The sequence below is a fragment of the Paenibacillus amylolyticus genome (assembly GCF_001570725.1).
Lineage (GTDB): Bacteria > Bacillota > Bacilli > Paenibacillales > Paenibacillaceae > Paenibacillus > Paenibacillus amylolyticus_A.
In genome coordinates this window covers 15319-31575 of record NZ_BCNV01000008.1, presented here as the reverse complement: position 1 = coordinate 31575, position 16257 = coordinate 15319, and the positions used below count along the sequence as shown (strand labels likewise).

Annotated in this window: 15 protein-coding genes; 5 read left to right on the top strand and 10 right to left on the bottom strand. The window is 47.1% G+C overall.

The annotated features are described in order from the left end of the window. Window positions 1-75: 75 nt before the first annotated feature. The 4 genes from PAHA3_RS26115 to PAHA3_RS26100 form a co-directional block, all read right to left on the bottom strand. Window positions 76-1233, bottom strand: a complete 1158-nt coding sequence (locus PAHA3_RS26115; RefSeq protein WP_062837600.1) for a Ger(x)C family spore germination protein — start codon at window positions 1231-1233, stop codon at window positions 76-78. Next, the gene (locus PAHA3_RS26110) at window positions 1230-2699 is read right to left on the bottom strand and encodes a spore germination protein (RefSeq protein ID WP_062837599.1); all 1470 of its coding nucleotides are present in this window, start codon (window positions 2697-2699) and stop codon (window positions 1230-1232) included. Before PAHA3_RS26110 ends, PAHA3_RS26115 begins: the two co-directional genes overlap by 4 nt. Further along, window positions 2680-3786 (bottom strand): GerAB/ArcD/ProY family transporter, encoded by a 1107-nt coding sequence (locus tag PAHA3_RS26105; RefSeq protein ID WP_062837598.1) that lies wholly within the window; start codon window positions 3784-3786, stop codon window positions 2680-2682. Before PAHA3_RS26105 ends, PAHA3_RS26110 begins: the two co-directional genes overlap by 20 nt. A gap of 181 nt (window positions 3787-3967) precedes the next feature. Continuing rightward, the gene (locus tag PAHA3_RS26100; protein ID WP_062837597.1) at window positions 3968-4903 is read right to left on the bottom strand and encodes a DMT family transporter; all 936 of its coding nucleotides are present in this window, start codon (window positions 4901-4903) and stop codon (window positions 3968-3970) included. A gap of 159 nt (window positions 4904-5062) precedes the next feature. On the opposite strand from PAHA3_RS26100, the gene PAHA3_RS26095 reads away from it, so the two are divergent. Beyond that, window positions 5063-6457, top strand: a complete 1395-nt coding sequence (locus PAHA3_RS26095) for an aminotransferase-like domain-containing protein (RefSeq protein WP_062837596.1) — start codon at window positions 5063-5065, stop codon at window positions 6455-6457. Window positions 6458-6607: 150 nt separating this feature from the next. Here PAHA3_RS26095 and PAHA3_RS26090 read toward each other — a convergent pair whose 3' ends face one another. After that, window positions 6608-7927, bottom strand: coding sequence for a glutamate-1-semialdehyde 2,1-aminomutase (locus PAHA3_RS26090; RefSeq protein WP_062837595.1), 1320 nt, complete (start codon window positions 7925-7927; stop codon window positions 6608-6610). A gap of 131 nt (window positions 7928-8058) precedes the next feature. Beyond that, on the bottom strand, window positions 8059-9102 hold the full coding sequence (locus PAHA3_RS26085) for an LCP family protein (protein WP_062837594.1): 1044 nt from the start codon (window positions 9100-9102) through the stop codon (window positions 8059-8061). A gap of 128 nt (window positions 9103-9230) precedes the next feature. Between PAHA3_RS26085 and PAHA3_RS26080 the strand changes: the two genes are divergently transcribed. Genes PAHA3_RS26080 through bcp form a run of 4 tightly spaced genes read left to right on the top strand, consistent with a single transcriptional unit; the run spans window position 9231 to window position 12373 of the window. Beyond that, on the top strand, window positions 9231-10277 hold the full coding sequence (locus PAHA3_RS26080; protein WP_062837593.1) for an ABC transporter ATP-binding protein: 1047 nt from the start codon (window positions 9231-9233) through the stop codon (window positions 10275-10277). Between the two features lies 1 nt (window position 10278). Then, window positions 10279-11073, top strand: a complete 795-nt coding sequence (locus PAHA3_RS26075) for an ABC transporter permease (RefSeq protein ID WP_062837592.1) — start codon at window positions 10279-10281, stop codon at window positions 11071-11073. Window positions 11074-11078: 5 nt separating this feature from the next. Then, window positions 11079-11864, top strand: a complete 786-nt coding sequence (locus PAHA3_RS26070) for an ABC transporter permease (protein WP_062837591.1) — start codon at window positions 11079-11081, stop codon at window positions 11862-11864. A 44-nt stretch (window positions 11865-11908) separates the two neighbouring features. Next, the gene (gene bcp, locus PAHA3_RS26065) at window positions 11909-12373 is read left to right on the top strand and encodes a thioredoxin-dependent thiol peroxidase (protein WP_062837590.1); all 465 of its coding nucleotides are present in this window, start codon (window positions 11909-11911) and stop codon (window positions 12371-12373) included. Between the two features lie 124 nt (window positions 12374-12497). Here bcp and PAHA3_RS26060 read toward each other — a convergent pair whose 3' ends face one another. Genes PAHA3_RS26060 through PAHA3_RS26045 form a run of 4 tightly spaced genes read right to left on the bottom strand, consistent with a single transcriptional unit; the run spans window position 12498 to window position 16245 of the window. After that, entirely contained in the window at window positions 12498-13607 is a 1110-nt protein-coding gene (locus PAHA3_RS26060) for a GerAB/ArcD/ProY family transporter (RefSeq protein WP_062837589.1), read from the bottom strand. Between the two features lie 46 nt (window positions 13608-13653). After that, window positions 13654-14778, bottom strand: a complete 1125-nt coding sequence (locus PAHA3_RS26055) for a GerAB/ArcD/ProY family transporter (protein ID WP_062837588.1) — start codon at window positions 14776-14778, stop codon at window positions 13654-13656. A gap of 19 nt (window positions 14779-14797) precedes the next feature. Then, window positions 14798-15034: a hypothetical protein gene (locus PAHA3_RS26050; protein ID WP_062837587.1), complete on the bottom strand. Its 237-nt coding sequence runs from the start codon at window positions 15032-15034 to the stop codon at window positions 14798-14800. 8 nt (window positions 15035-15042) lie between these two features. Continuing rightward, window positions 15043-16245 carry a Ger(x)C family spore germination protein gene (locus PAHA3_RS26045; protein WP_062837586.1) on the bottom strand — a complete coding sequence of 401 codons (1203 nt, stop codon included), beginning with the start codon at window positions 16243-16245 and terminating at the stop codon, window positions 15043-15045. Between the last annotated feature and the right edge of the window lie 12 nt (window positions 16246-16257).

The following is a 16257-nucleotide window of genomic DNA, read 5'->3' as shown; positions in this document are numbered from 1 at the left end:
ATAAAAATTTAAGACAAAAAAGAAGACCCGTAACCTTGCATTTATTGCAGGTGTACGGGTCTTCTTTCATTACAATCACTTACTGTATTTATACGTGCTTGCATTAAGGATATCCACATGAACCTCTACTTTACCGAGCTTGAAACGCTCCAGTGGGTCAGCACGTTGGGAGACCTCTTGTTGCCATAATGGAAGATTGTGGCGATAGAGGTGTTCCGCCAGACCGTATGAATCGATCTTGCGTGACTTGGTTTTTTCGAACGTATCTCGGATTTGGGATTCGATTTGTTTCTCCGCTTCCTGTTCCATGGCATGTGGAGACCGAGGAGCCCCGTGATCTTCGGTGATGGAGCTTTTGACCGAGGTAACCAGATCGAATGTGACGCCATTTCCTTGTTTTCTCGCCGTGATTCTCGTCTTGGGATGACGAAGCATCAGGGTTAAGTCAGGAGTTTTCCCACCATTCCCATATACGTATAGTGGGTACTGATGTACGCTCTTATAATTTACGTATCGTGTACCATCTGCGTCTGCTCCTGCAACTCTACCCTGACTTGTGCCTTTGGAAATGACATAAAACCCATCCATTCTAACAAGGGGGGGAGTTTTATCGCCGTTGAACCAGGTCTCATTCCTCGTTGAAACCGAGGGTAAAAGAACGACGGAAGCCGGCTCCCGTAGTCCATCGAGAAGCTGGTGAAGCCGGATAGGTTCGTAACCGGAATGCTGTTTGTATAGCCTCATGGGCTCAAATAACTCAATGGTTTGAGCGGATTGGTTCAACAATGCAGAGGGAGAGAGTATATCCGGAATGTTATGCTCTGTAGCGTAGATCCAGGGTGTATATCTTAGTTGACCTGAATGAAGAAGTGTATTAAAGATATCCTCCAGTCGACCATCTAGCGCTTTTTTGGATAAAACAATAGCTTTAACATGAGTCCAGAGCGTTTGCTGCTGTGACGTTTCATACAAGTCGTTAATAGCCATGCTCAGAGTTGTCCCTTCGCCACGTCCAGTCCAGATATCCCTTGTCTCCCGGGAAGTTGGCGTTTCCTGTTTTGCAATACTGGAGAAGTCAATCAGTTGGGCATAAGCAATGTACTGGTTGTCCACGTAATCTATTCCAATGGCCGTGATGAAGTTAATACTTTGCACCTCTTTGGAATCCCAGCACCCCGTTAGCAGGATCAAGCACCCCACAAGTAGGCTAATCATGGACGTACATCTGATCATGGCCCTTTTCTCCGACGAGTGGAATCTTGGGTATGAAGTGCTGCTGGACGTTTGGTTCTTTTCATGGAAGGCGGCATGGATACGGCCTGAGTGAAATCTCCGGGAATGTAGGGAGATACGGGAGCCAGATAGGATACGCCATAACACTCCAAGGATACAAGGTGCACCAACAGGGCGAATAGTCCAATCATAAATCCGAATAATCCAAGGACGGATGAGATGAGAAGCATCCAGATCCTGATATGGGCAGTAGCCCCGCTCAGCACGGTGTTCACGAGAATATAACTGGAGATGGATGAGATCGCTACCGTGACTATGATGGTGGGAGATGTAATCCCTGCACGAATAGCCGCATCCCCAATGATAAGTCCGCCTACCACACTCACGGTCTGGCCTAATGCACGGGGCAACCTGCGACCGGCTTCGTTAAATAGCTCGAACATAAAAATCATCAGAAATGCTTCCAGCGTCACTGGCATGGGCAGGCCCATCCGAGTACCAGCAATCGTAGCCAAAAGAGGCAGCGGGATCTGTTCCACATTGAAACTGGTCAAGCCGATATAGAAGGCTGGGAAGAAACAGGCAATCAGCAGTCCGGATATGCGCAAGATTCGTTCAAAGGTAACGATGAAAAAGGGTGTACTTTCGTCTTCCGGAGATTTCAACTGATTGAAAAGTGTAGTTGGGGCGATGACCGCTACAGGAGAACCATCAATGAGAACGGCAAAACGTCCATTTAACAAGGAATCAACAACAAAATCAGGACGCTCGGTATTATCTGTAAGCGGAAAGATACTCCGAACGCCTCCCATTACAGCCCTTTCCATGATCGAGGTACCCAGAATGCCATCAATCTCAATCTGATCCAGATTATGTCGTGCTTCTTTCAGAATGTCTGGATTGATTATATCTTTTACATATAAAAGGCCAATGGCTGTCTGGGTACGACTGCCTTTGACGTATTTCTCATAACACATCGAAGAGCTTTTCATTCGTTTGCGAATAAGGGCAATGTTCGTGGTGAGTTCTTCGGTAAATCCATCGCGCGGCCCTTTAACTGATGTCTCAATGGCTGATTCTTCTGGACTGCGTCCAGGGATATCAGCAATATCCAGACTGCAGGACTGAACGCCATTGCCGAAAATGATCAGTAGTTGTCCGCTAAATATCAACATATTAAGCTTATTAGTATCTGTGAGGTCATCCAGTGGATTTAATGTTAATCCCAGTTCTTTCGGATGGGATTCCTCAATGATCAGGGAATGCTGTTCCAGACGGGGAATAATAAATTGGTTAATTTGTTTACCGTCGACGAGACCGTCGCAATACAGCAGAATCACAGGCTGATCGGATTCGTCTTTAACAGGAAAAGTCTGAATTACTACATCTGCACATGGATTGAACTGCTCTTTCAAAGAGGCAAGCAGTGTTTCATGGGACGTGGTGTCAATCGCTTGATGCTCCATGATGTTTCCTCCTCTGATGGCGTGAATGGATAAAGGCAACTGTCGTTGCGATAATCGCAAGTCCGCTCAGATACACGAGATTGAACGGGAATATGTATTCGACCAGAAGCTTTTCAAAGGTCATATCATCCATAGGGAACAACATGGTTAGAATAAAGAAGACACCTAACGAGATACAACTGATGAGCCTTCTGGTAGAATTCTTAATATTCCATATTTCTATTACAATATACATGGCCAGACTAATTCGGGTGAACGACCCTGCGAGCCACTGGTAGATGGAAAAGAAGTCGGTTTGGGCAATGTATTTGCCCAAGGAGGCAATACGCCATTCTTCAAAGGCGGGATATCGCATTTTGGCAGCCTCAAAAGGATCGAATTCCACAATCGCCCCAATGAGTGGGCCTACAGTCAGTCCCACAATAATGATTGCGAGCATCAGATACTGCCATACGCGTATTCGTTTGGTGAGATGAGGCTGGATATACCAGATGAACAGCAGTTCAAACATGCCTGAAAGACTGTAAACCATGCCTTTAAAAACAGGGTGCCAACCATGTTCAAGCACGGGCAACAGACGACTGTAATCCTTGTATTGGGTATTCACGATAGCCACATAGAAGCCCAGCAGTACCACCAGTGGAAGGATCAATCCTGCCGTAAATGCCAGCGAGCGAATACCTTTATACGCAGCGTAGGCACAGAGCGACATCAAGGCAATGCTGGTGACCAATATTGGCGTCTCTGTCAGGTAGTTCGTTTTGGCCCAAGTGGTCGTATCGTGCAGGGTGAAATAGATGACGCATAGAAAAAACAGACTGTTCCCAACTCGAAAGAACAGGCCAATGGGTTTGCCGAGACGGGATGTTAGCCATTCATGCAGGGTTTGATGCTGGAGAAAACGAGAGACATAAGCGAGCATTAGGGCAAATACGAGAAATGGTCCGGCCGATAGCAGGACGGAAATCCAAGAATCCCTTTTGGCCGCAGCCAAAAGGGCAGGAATAATCAGAACATGGCTGATCAAGCCAACGGACAACATGATCAACATCATGGCTTGTAAGAAAGAAGGCTGTGTTCGCTTCATGCTGAGGGGTCCCCTTTTCCCAATAGACTGTCCTCAGCAGTGTTAACGTGATTGGAGCGCTTCATACTGTCAGTCAAAATAACGTATACCCATGGCTTCTCTTACCTCTAACATCGTTTCCCGGGCCGCTTTCCTGGCCTCACGGGTACCCTCAATAAGAATTTCTTTCACCTAATCCATATCACGCTTTGATCCCACTGACCAGCCTATGTTTGCGACCGCTCATATTGGTGCCAAGCACACCAGCGATAATCAACAATGCACCAATATAGTGGTAGCTACCCACTGGTTCATGCAGTATCCATGCGCCCCCTACGATGGAGATGAGCGTGGACAGATTGCTGAATACACTCATTTGGGAAGCCTCCAGATGAGTCAGGGCATAGCTCGCGAGCAGGGTGGAGATCATGGTGGATAGTATCGCCAGATAAGCGAGTGCACCCAGATAGGATGCATCTCCAAGTGGTTTGATGTAGTCCATCATGGAACCGCTGGACGCATGTCGGATCAGGGAAGCGGCGTTAAATACAATACAGCCAACCATTAATGTGACCCATGTTAGTTCCATTGGTTTGTACTTCTGGGTTAATGGTCTTGCAAGCACACCATAACCTGCAAAACAGACTGTGGATAGCAGCAATAATGCAATCCCTTTCAGGTTACCCACAGACATGCCATTTCCTTGCATCATGAAAATAAAAACTACTCCAGCGACAGACAGAAGCAGGAACAGCTTCTGCATCGTGGATGTGCGTTCCTTCAGGAAAACTGAAGCGAGAACGAGTGTGAATACAGGGGCCATAGCCTGAATAATACCGGCTTCCGATGAGTTGGAAGATACGAGCCCAAAGGCTTGAAAGGCAAAAAATAAGACGGGAGATAGTAGCCCCAGCGGAATAATTCGCCACAGATCACGAAGGCTAAGTCGAATTTTGATCCAGCCAAAAATGACAGGAATGCTGACAACGATCAGCGACAGGGCGAATCGGTGGGCAAGCACATCAATCGGATGTGCAACAGTAACGGTCATTTTAACAAATAGAAAAGATAGACCTATAATAGCCGCGTATAGAATAGCTGCGATATAAGCGTATCCCCGAGTGTGTGTTGTGTTCATGAATGCTCCTCCAATGCAGTAGTCATAGCGTTATAACTTTTATTATCCTGAAATATGTCAGGTTCGAGGCATGTGCTGGCCTTATTCAATATACTGCCGGGTGCATCGTGCTACAATAGATAAAAGGTTGAACTGTATCGGTACAGTTGTTGGAGAGGGATGGGTACAATGAGAAAATACGAAGTGATTGCCGAAGCATTAAAGCAATGGATTCAGGAACAGATGCAGCAGCAGGATCGTCGCCAGTGGGCAGATAAAGGCATTCGACTGCCAGCAGTTCGAGTTGTAGCAGAACAATATCAATGCAGTGTAAGTACAGCGATTCGAGCATATGAGTGGCTGGAGCAACGGCACTTGGTGTACGCCATACCTCAATCTGGCTACTATGCTGTACAGAACGGGACAGGTGCTCAGGATATGGACTGGCAGGGAGCGCTGGACTTCGCTTCGGCTGCTCCTGATCCGCGGGTGTTCCCTTATGCAGACTTTCGTCATTGTGTGGATCAGGCGATGGAAAAGAAGCAGGCAGAGCTATTCATGTACGGTACAGATCAGGGATTACCATCGCTTATTCTGCTGTTGCAGAAGCAGTTTGCGGATTATCAGGTGTTTGCGAGAACAGAGCAGTTCTTTATCACATCAGGTGTGCAGCAGGCGCTGGCTGTACTTGCATTGATGCCTTTTCCCAATGGAAAGAGAAAAGTATTGTTGGAGCTACCGACGTATCACAATATGCCCTCGCTACTCAGTGGATTGAATGTGCCGATTGCCGGTGTGAGACGTGCCCTGGATGGATTAGACTGGGCATCACTTGAAGGTCAGTTTGCTGAGGGAGATATTAAGTTTTTCTATGTCATGCCGCGGTTTCACAATCCAATTGGCACATCGTTAACGGTTGCTGAGAAAAAGAAACTGATCCGGTTAGCACAGCGGTACGATGTCTATCTTGTTGAGGACGATTATCTGGCCGATTTGGAGGACAATACGAAACAGGACCCGCTCTGGTCCTATGATACGGAAGGTCGGGTCATCTACCTGAAGAGTTACTCCAAAATTTTGTTTCCAGGTCTGCGTATTGGTGTAGCTGTTCTACCTTCGCCTCTAATTGAATCGTTTGGTGCTTACAAAAAAATGCTCGATATCGACACGTCCGTTCTGTCTCAAGCTGCTTTGGAGATCTATGTGCACAGTGGAATGTTTGCTCATCACAGAAAAGTGATTCGTAACCGCTATGCTGCCCGGATGCACACGGTGCATGAGCAACTGGATACGTATCCAGACTTTGCTCCGTTTAAGGACGCCCCTCGTACAGGAGGGGAGCATACCGTATTGCCTTTGGCAGGTGATGTGCCGCTTCGTGTTCTGGTTTCCCGGCTTCAAAAGCGCGGAGTCATCGTTGATACGACAGAACGATATTATCCAGTAGAAACATATCAAGCTCAGCAGGATCAAATGCTGCGCTTGAACATTTCCAATGTGCCCAAACAGCGAATAGAGGAAGGGATGCAGGTGATCCGGGAGGAGATTTTGAAACTGCAGATCAGGCAGAAATAACATGAAGAATCGAAATGTTGTCCGTAAGTAACGTCCGTAAATAACAGAAGGCGTCCACACAAGTTGATCACTTGTAGGACGCCTTTTCCATGAGTTGTTATCCATTAACCATAATGCCTATAGGCTACATGTGAATGGAAATAATCCGATTTATTCCTGAGCCATCGCCTTGAAGGAAGCTTCCGCGGCTTCCAATGTAGCTTGAACATCCTCGTCTGTATGAGCAGTGGTCAGGAACCATGCTTCATATTTGGACGGAGCGAGGTTAATGCCACGGTTCAGCATGTGACGGAAGAAGGAAGCAAACAGCTCTCCATCCGTATCTTGAGCATGATCATAGTTCGTAACGGGGTGGTCACAGAAGTGGGTGGAGAATGCACCACGAATCCGGTTGATCGTTAGAGCAATGCCATGCCGGTCAGCAGAAGCTTGCAGACCTGCCGTCAGGTCGATAGCAAGGCGTTCCATCTCTTCGTATACACCCGCGCCTTGCAGGACCTCCAGACATGCGATACCAGCTGAGATGGAAGCAGGGTTACCAGCCATCGTTCCCGCTTGATAAGCCGGCCCAAGCGGAGCAACTTGCTCCATAACGTGTTTGCGTCCGCCGTAAGCACCGATTGGGAGGCCGCCACCAATAATTTTACCAAGAGCCGTCAGATCGGGTTCAATCTCCGCATGGTTATCGAGTCCGGCATATGTCTGTGTAGAACCGTAATGGAAACGGAAAGCCGTAATGACCTCGTCATAGATAACCAGTGAGCCGTTAGCACGTGTCATGGCACAGAGACCTTCCAGGAAGCCAGGCTCCGGCATAACCATACCGAAGTTACCAACGATCGGCTCAACCATGACCGCGGCAACATCATCACCCCAGCGCTCCAAAGCATCTTTCAGGGCTTCCAGGTCATTGTAAGGCACAGTAATGACTTCTTGTGCAATACTGGCTGGAACTCCCGCACTGTCAGGAATTCCGAGTGTGGATGGTCCTGAACCGGCAGCTACAAGCACCAGATCGGAGTGACCGTGGTAACATCCGGCGAATTTTACGATCTTGTTGCGTTTGGTGTAAGCACGAGCGACCCGAATCGTGGTCATAACTGCTTCCGTACCGGAGTTTACAAAACGAACTTTATCCATGGAAGGAATAGCTTCCTTCAGCATTTTGGCGAGCTTGATCTCAAGTTCAGTCGGGGTACCATACAGCACGCCATTTGCTGCTGCTTCCGTAATGGCCTGTGTAATATGCGGGTGGGCATGTCCTGTAACAATCGGACCATAAGCGGCCAAATAATCAATATAACGGTTGTCATCGACATCCCAGAAGTGGGCCCCTTGGGCTTTTTTCATAAATACAGGTGCACCACCACCAACGGCTTTAAACGAGCGTGAAGGGCTGTTAACACCCCCAACAATATGTTCAAGTGCTTCTGCGTATAGGAGTTCGGAACGGGAACGTGATGGTTTCATAAGATAACTTCCTTTCGTCATTCAAAATATAATAAAGATACAAGCTACGGAAAGATATGATGATTTTCTCATAAAGATATAGCCGGGCACAACGAGAGGGCAGCGTAATGGCTGCCCTCTGCATGTGTACATTACTGAGCCGGTTGCTCTGACTTTTGATCGTCACCACTGGCTGTTTTATCTTCGGTGCTGGTCGTACTATCATCCGTTGTAGCAGGTGGATGGATAATATCCTGAATATGCTGCTTCAGTTTCTCTTCATTCGTAACCGTCAATACTTGTGCTCCGCCTGCTGTACGTTCTTCTTTCAACAGGTTCATTGGCGGAATCTGCTCACTGCCATTCATGCTGCTCTGGTATCCAAGTCCACCGAGCTTCCACATATCGGAAAGCGTCAGATTCGTATCTACATACGGATTAACCTGTTCCAGAATGGCTGGCAGCTTGGCAATGGTTGTCGTAGATTGCATTTTCGCCGTTACAGCTTTCAGCAATTCGCGCTGACGCTCGGAACGAGCGAAATCCGACATCGCATCATGACGGAAACGAACGTACATGAGAGCCGTTTCACCATCCAGATGCTGATACCCTTTTTTGAGATCAATATCGTATTCGTTATTGTCTGCTTTACTTGTATAGTGCATGTCCTTCTCCACATCAAAATCAACACCGCCAACGGCATCCACCAATTTGATGAATCCTTGGAAATCCGTATACACATAATACTGTACAGGAATGCCAAGCAGGTCACCGGCAGCTTGCATCGCTGCGTTAGGGCCATGGGTGATGGCTGTGTTGATCCGCTCCTTGCCATACCCGTCAATATCGACGTAAGTGTCGCGCAGAATGGAGAACAGATTAATTTTTTTGGTAAGAGGGTCAAGCGATACGACCATCATGCTGTCGGAGCGGGGAACTTCACCTTTTTTCAATCCACGTGCATCGACACCCATAACGAGAATGTTTACCGTCTCCGTGCCTTCCCATTTTGGTGGGTCAGGCGTATTTACTTTCTCCACATTTTCGATACCTGCGAAGGGTGAATCGTCACCGTCCTTTGCCAAACCATCCAACTGATTGAGAATAGAACCGAAATAGTATGCCGCTGCTCCTCCGACTAATAACACGAAGGCGGCAAGAGAAATCCAGATGGTTCTCTTCGTCTTTCTGGTCATGCTAGCTCTCCTTTGTATTTGAGATGAAATAAAAAACGAGTTCGGGTATTGCTGAATTTTGACTGATACCATTATAATTTCTTTTTGGGCTACAAGCAATTTCAACAAAATCCAAGTGAGGTATAATCATGCTGGCGATTGATGTCAAAGATTTGCGCAAGTCGTTTAGCGTCCAGAAAAGCCGAGGTGGGCTGAAGGGCGCATTCCAAGACCTGTTTGCACGTCAATACCAGGAGGTATTGGCTGTAAATGATATTTCATTTCAGATTCCGCAGGGCGAAATATGCGGATATATTGGGGAGAACGGTGCCGGTAAATCAACAACAATCAAGATGTTGACCGGCATTTTGGTGCCTACTTCAGGGCAAATATCGGTTGGTGGATATGTTCCGTATCAGGAACGGGAGAAGTTTGTACAGAATATTGGTGTTGTTTTTGGTCAGCGCAGTCAATTGTGGTGGGATATTGGCGTTATTGAATCCTTCCATTTATTGCGCAAAGTATATCGTGTAGGAGAGGCTGATTTCCGCAAAAGGTTGGATGAACTGGTTGAGCGTCTACAGCTTCAGGACCTGTTAAGCCGTCCGGTACGTAAGCTCAGTCTTGGTCAGCGCATGCGCTGTGAGTTGGTGGCAGCCTTGTTGCATAACCCGAGTATTGTTTTCCTGGACGAGCCAACCATTGGCTTGGATATTGTCGTGAAGTCGGAGATTCGGGATTTCCTGAAAGACATGAACAAGGAGCATGGAACGACTATTTTGCTCACAACCCATGATTTGCAGGACATTGAGGCCTTGTGCTCCCGGGTTATCATGCTTGATGCAGGCAACATCATCTATGATGGGGGTCTGGATCATCTGAAGTCCCAATGGGGCAAAGAACGGGAGATCCGCTTCAAGTTCGGTTCAGCTCACAACATCAGTCAGATGCAGGAATGGACTGCGGCGTTGCCTGTACGTTGGACGGTTGAGAATGAATTGTCCGCATCCGTATGGATTCCGCTGGAACTGAACGTTTCGGATGTACTCGGACGTGTCGTTGGACAAGCCGATATTACCGATATTCAGATTATCGAGATCAACACGGATGAGATTGTGCGCAGTATATACCAATCCGGTTCCGCCGAGCGTCCCGAGATTGTGGGAGCAGGGAAAGAAGCGGTGGGTGTATCCTGAGATGAATAGTGCATTTATTGATTTTATGCGCATCCGTTTTCTAACGATGCTGGCATACCGGGTGAATTATTACTCCGGCATTTTGATATATACGCTGAATATCGGCGTGTATTACTTTACCTGGCAGGCCATTTACGGTAGCAGTGGTGAACTTGGCGGCTTCACGGCAGCGCAGATGACCACGTATATCGCCGTATCCTGGATGGCACGTGCTTTTTACTTTAACAACCTGGATCGAGAGATTGCCGCAGACATACGGGATGGCTCCATCGCGATTCAATTCATCAGGCCGATTAATTACGTTATGGTCAAAATGATGCAGGGTCTTGGCGAAGGTATCTTCCGCTTTCTGCTCCTCATGATTCCGGGGATGCTCATCGCCATTCTGCTGTTCCCGGTTGAACTGCCTACGGCACCGTCCGCTTGGATTGGTTTTCTCGTCATGCTGTTCTTCAGTTTCCTCATTAATTCCCAGATTAATGTGATAACGGGCCTGGCGGCATTCTTTGTGGAAAACAATGAAGGCATGATGCGTATGAAACGCGTCGTGGTCGATCTGTTCTCTGGTCTAATCATCCCGATCAGCCTGTATCCAGGCTGGATGTCTGCGGTGATGAAGGTATTGCCTTTTCAGGCTATTACGTATCTGCCCGGTTCCGTTTTCACTGGAAGAGTGGAAGGTACCGCCATCTGGAATGTACTCGGTATTCAGGTGTTCTGGTTTGCCGTGCTGCTGCTTCCGATGGTATTGATCTGGCGTAAGGCGCGCAAGCGTCTGTTCGTGCAAGGGGGATAACAGATATGTACTATATGGGTCTGATCTGGGAATATTTGAAGAATTACATGAAAACACGACTCACGTACCGTGCCGATTTCTGGGTGGAGATCCTATCGGATCTGCTGTTCCAGGCAACCAACCTGATATTTATCTTTGTGGTTTTCCGTCATACGGATAACCTGGGCGGCTGGAGTGAGAGTGAAGTGCTCTTTGTTTATGGATATTTTATGGTGCCCTATGGCATCTTCAGTTGTTTTATCAATCTGTGGGGATTCAGTGAGCGCTATATCGTCAAAGGTGAGATGGATCGGATCCTGACCCGCCCTGCACATAATCTGTTCCAGATCTTGCTTGAAAATGTAGACCCGCCTGCACTCGTAGGCTCGTTTATCGGCTTGATCATCATGATCTTCAGCGGAGCAGAGATGGGACTTATGCTGGAGTGGTGGCATATTCCGGCCTTGATTATTTTGGCACTCAGTTCAGTAATGATCTATGCCGGCATCTATACGACACTGACTTCGTTTTCCTTTTATTCGGACGCGCCAACAGGTATTCTGCCGTTGATGTATAACATTCAAGGATACGGACGCTACCCGGTAACGATCTATAACCGTGCCATTCAGGTGCTGTTAACCTGGATCATTCCGTTTGCCTTCGTGGGGATCTATCCCGCAGCCTTATTCTTGGAAAGGTCCGAGATGCATCGGATGGCGCTGCTTACACCTGTAATGGGACTGGTGTTTGGCTCGATGGGCTTGCTGCTGTGGAATTATGGCGTGAAGCGGTATCGCGGAGCAGGTTCATAATAACGCCCTATAGCAATTCATGGGGAGATTAGGGAGGAACTGACATGACGTTAAATATAGGCGAATTGGCACCGGATTTTGAGCTTCCGTCCAGTACCGGAGAACGGGTGAAGCTTTCGGATTACCGCGGACAGCGGGTGCTGCTTTATTTTTACCCCAAGGATATGACTTCGTCCTGTACGCAGCAGGCTTGTGATTTTCGGGATCGACATGCTGAATTTGAAGGGCTGAACACAGTCATTCTCGGAATCAGTACCGATCCGATGAAACAACATGACAAGTTTATCGCCAAGTATGGACTGCCGTTCACCTTGTTGTCGGATGAAGAGCACGTTGTAGCCGAGCAATACGGTGTATGGCAGCTGAAGAAAATGTATGGCAAGGAGTACATGGGGATGGTTCGCTCCACTTTTCTGATTGATGAAGAGGGAACGTTGATCAAGGATTGGTACAAAGTTCGGGTCAAAGGACATATCGAGGCTGCACTTGAGGCTATAAAGGCCATATAGGCTGCCCCGACAGCATATTCACCAACGATAAAAAAAGGCTGTGCTCGCGGAAGTTGCCGTGAACGCAGCCTTTTTTGTATTCGGATTTTTCAGCATTTTATCTGATATTCAAAAAAATATACAATCAGAGGGAGTTGCTTTGCTTCCTTTTGCGGGAGCGAATGCGATGAACCAGCAGGAGGAACAGCGGGATAATAAAGCTGACAGTGATATCCCAGTCTACCCAAGCAGGCATGATGGTAGTGGTATAGAAAATAACATTCGGAGCAATAAGGACACCGAGGGCGAATAATAACAGAGACGAAGGCAGAATAAGAGGCTTATATGTCTTCAAACGAAATAATTGTGCTGTTCCCAGAACAAAAGCAAATAGATACAGCAAACTTTTGAAATAAGTAGATATTAACCAGGAGATAGCCATGAACGCTTCGATTCGTTCGAAGAAGTTACCTATATTAATTTTCTGCGAAAGGGCGTATGAGATATAAATGCTATGTTGCGTCAGTATAGGTCCCATCACCATGAGCGAGATGAGCAGCAGCAAGCTTAGAAGTAATCCTCCAAAGAGGGTTGCCAGCAAGAAGTCCCGTTTGAAATGAGGCCCGGAGTTCACATACGGGAGAAACACGGAAAGAACGATAAGCTCGCCAAAGGAAGTAAAAGCTGCGCGGAAGATGGACTCCACAAGATGTATCCAGGGTGTGCTGAAATACGGCTGCAGATTGGCGCTTTCAGCTTGAGGCAGGAGCCCCAAATAGAGAGAGATAATAAACACCAAAACGACAGGGGTCAACAGTTCGGAGCTCAACCCGATAGTTCGAAAACCATGGATAAGCCCCCAGGCAAGGGAGCAAATGATCATCAGAATAATGACCCGAATGGGGGTCTTGAGATAAATTTGGGTAGTCAAGAAGTCACCGACCTCACGGACACATATGGCTGCACCTATGGCAAAATAAAATAGGTAAGCAACTGAGAGCACGGAACCAGCCCAAGTCCCGAGTACTTTTTTACTGATTTCAAAAAGACTCAACTGAGGATGTGTTCGATGGAGTGTATACAAAACCCACATGATACCAACACCGATCGGTAGACTAACTAGAGAACAAAACCATGCGTCCTGCTTGCCAACTGCGGTAACGAGTGAAGGGTAGATGAGAACCATATCTCCAATCATAACCAGGAAAGTGAGCAGGGTGAACTGCCGAATCGTGAGTTTTTCTTTCATCAACATGTTCTATACTCCTTCCGGTAATTACTGTTTTAAGCCCCCTCCAGAATTATCCCTCAGTTGTTGGCTGGGGCTGTGGATTGGATTTTCTGCGGGACTTTACTAATTGAATTAGAACCAACATACCCGGAAGAATGATACCTAGCGTAGTATCCCAATCTACCCAATACGGAACGATGGTGATAATGATAAACGTCAGGCTAGGCGCGACGAGATTGGCCATTCCATATACGAGCATGGACGATGGCAGAATGAGCATCTTGAACTGTTTTAGCTTGAAGAGTTCTGCGCATCCAACAATAAATGCATATAAGTAGATCATCGCTTTGAAGTAGGTGGAGATGAGCCACGAGCAAGCCATGATCACCTCGATCCGTTCGAAGAATCCGCCGATGCTAATCTTCTGAGACAAAATAAAGGAAGCGTAGATATTGTGTTGGGTAAGAAAAGGTCCGAGTACGAGCATGGATATCGTAACCAGAACAGCAAGGATCAGGTTGCCCAGCCCTGCTGAAATGATGATGTCACGCATACGATGGCGGCTTCTTGCAACGTAGGGCAGGATCATCAAAATGGGAACAGTTTCGCCAACAGGATAGATGATACTCACCAGAATTCCCTGAGCTATCGACACAACGCCCGTATCCGTTACGGGCTTCAGATTACTAGTGTCCACCTGTGGAAGAAGACAGAAAGCGAGTACCACGATGAACAATATAGCGATGGGCATGAGCAATTCACTTGTTCTCGCGATGGTCTCCAAGCCATGATATACCCCCCATCCGATGGCAATAACAAACATGAGAATGATGACTCGAATAGGAGTATATTGAAAAATCTGGGAGGTCATGAAGTCTCCAACCTCTCGGGTATGTGTCGATGTACCAATCAAGAAGAAGAACAGGTAGAAGCATGAAAAAAGGGTACCAGGCCAAAAACCCAACGTACTTCGGGCAATCTGCACCAGGTTTTTCCCGGGATGCATATTGGCCAATTTCATAATCAGGGCCATGAGAGCCATCCCGAGTGGAACACCAATAAGAGCACATATCCAGGCATCTTGCTTGGCATAGGACGTGATGACGGAGGGGTAGATCAGCATCATATCTCCAATCACTAACATAAATGTTAGGGTGGACAATTGTCTTGTTCCGATCCGTCCCTTTTCAAGCATGATGTACCACCCTCCTCTCCTAAGTTCCAGTCAAACGTGCTAATAAATGGTTCACGGGGTCATAGATCCACATAATGATATAAAGGGGGCTGGGGAATTCCCACAAATTAGACGCTATGACACCGAAGACTGTAGCCGTAAGAAGCATTACACTGTATACGGCAGTTTCTCTCCATTCCTTTCGCCGAATGAGGCCAGGCAGATCAACCCAGCCAATAATGACTGCTACGACGATAACCGCGAGTGTTAGCAACACAACTTCTCTCACTCCTTCAATTGTTCTTTAAATGAATCGTCCAGTGTACCTACACGTTTAATCTGCACATTGGCTTTGTACTTGATATCCAGTTCTTCAAAATATTTGTCCCAGTCATTTTCCATCGTCTTAAAAAGCTTGGGATCAGCATGGTACACTTCCTGTCCGAAACCGAATATATCGACATGGAACTTGCGTCTTACTGAATTGATGGATTTCTGCATCAGTTCAATTAACCGCTCTTCACTATCTGTTTCAAGCTCTTTGAGAACTTTCATGGAACCAATCTTGATGTCACATTCGACTGCACCGATGGAAGAGACATTCTTGATATCAATGTTGATTACAGGTTTGCCGTTTACGATTTGGGCTTTTCTCTTCGTAGTTGTGCGGAGTGCCTTAAACGTCACGTTGCCCTTCTTGCGACAAGGCAAGTGGCTTACGGTAGATTGCACATTGTCACGAATGTAATTGTAGCCTTTAGATTCATCCTCCGTTAACCAGCCAATCAGCTTGTCTTTCCTAAATACACTCAGCCCCGTTGAATTAAGGCGGGCAGGTGATCGGATGGTGGCTATATTCTCTTTATGACCACTTTGTTCTTGGTTACCGAGAATCTCTATTCCCGTAATAACAGGCTGAATACCAGGAGATAACATGAATTCGATTAATTCATCCCCAGTTACTGTAGTGGTGGGGGACCAGGTCTTGGAGGATACATCTAGGGAATTAAACAACTTCTCCGCAGGAATATTCTCTAAAGGTGTAAGCACATCAAGTACTTGGGAGGCCGTTGTATTCTTTGCCACCATAACGTAATAATCAGGTCGAACCGTAGGTTCGCGCATCAACGCTTCCATAACATCGTAAATGCCTTCCTTGCGGGCATACTCTTCACCAAATACCAGCACGCGGATATGCGCCATGAATATACGGCGTGGACTGGTCTCCGTTAATTTCTGAATCGCTTCAAACAAAGTGGTAGCAGATGCTTGATACTGGGTAACTGGCGTCCCTTTCCCTCCGCCCGCCTTGGAAGATACCTCATTCGGAACAACGACCTGAGCACTTACTTTGATCATATCGCCATCTTTGTCCACGCCAAGGCCCAACATAATACCAAGTTCATTCAACTCCTGGCGATCCCAGCATCCGGTAAGGAGAGGAAGCAGAATGGCACAGGATAAAATTAAGCGTAAGCATCTGTTCATGGATGTGCACTC

Excerpts from the sequence above, each read along its gene's own strand:
- PAHA3_RS26115 (WP_062837600.1), bottom strand. The coding sequence starts at position 1,233 with ATGATCAGATGTACGTCCATGATTAGCCTACTTGTGGGGTGCTTGATC.
- PAHA3_RS26110 (WP_062837599.1), bottom strand. The coding sequence starts at position 2,699 with ATGGAGCATCAAGCGATTGACACCACGTCCCATGAAACACTGCTTGCC.
- PAHA3_RS26105 (WP_062837598.1), bottom strand. The coding sequence starts at position 3,786 with ATGAAGCGAACACAGCCTTCTTTCTTACAAGCCATGATGTTGATCATG.
- PAHA3_RS26100 (WP_062837597.1), bottom strand. The coding sequence starts at position 4,903 with ATGAACACAACACACACTCGGGGATACGCTTATATCGCAGCTATTCTA.
- PAHA3_RS26095 (WP_062837596.1), top strand. The coding sequence starts at position 5,063 with ATGGGTACAATGAGAAAATACGAAGTGATTGCCGAAGCATTAAAGCAA.
- PAHA3_RS26090 (WP_062837595.1), bottom strand. The coding sequence starts at position 7,927 with ATGAAACCATCACGTTCCCGTTCCGAACTCCTATACGCAGAAGCACTT.
- PAHA3_RS26085 (WP_062837594.1), bottom strand. The coding sequence starts at position 9,102 with ATGACCAGAAAGACGAAGAGAACCATCTGGATTTCTCTTGCCGCCTTC.
- PAHA3_RS26080 (WP_062837593.1), top strand. The coding sequence starts at position 9,231 with ATGCTGGCGATTGATGTCAAAGATTTGCGCAAGTCGTTTAGCGTCCAG.
- PAHA3_RS26075 (WP_062837592.1), top strand. The coding sequence starts at position 10,279 with ATGAATAGTGCATTTATTGATTTTATGCGCATCCGTTTTCTAACGATG.
- PAHA3_RS26070 (WP_062837591.1), top strand. The coding sequence starts at position 11,079 with ATGTACTATATGGGTCTGATCTGGGAATATTTGAAGAATTACATGAAA.
- bcp (WP_062837590.1), top strand. The coding sequence starts at position 11,909 with ATGACGTTAAATATAGGCGAATTGGCACCGGATTTTGAGCTTCCGTCC.
- PAHA3_RS26060 (WP_062837589.1), bottom strand. The coding sequence starts at position 13,607 with ATGTTGATGAAAGAAAAACTCACGATTCGGCAGTTCACCCTGCTCACT.
- PAHA3_RS26055 (WP_062837588.1), bottom strand. The coding sequence starts at position 14,778 with ATGCTTGAAAAGGGACGGATCGGAACAAGACAATTGTCCACCCTAACA.
- PAHA3_RS26045 (WP_062837586.1), bottom strand. The coding sequence starts at position 16,245 with ATGAACAGATGCTTACGCTTAATTTTATCCTGTGCCATTCTGCTTCCT.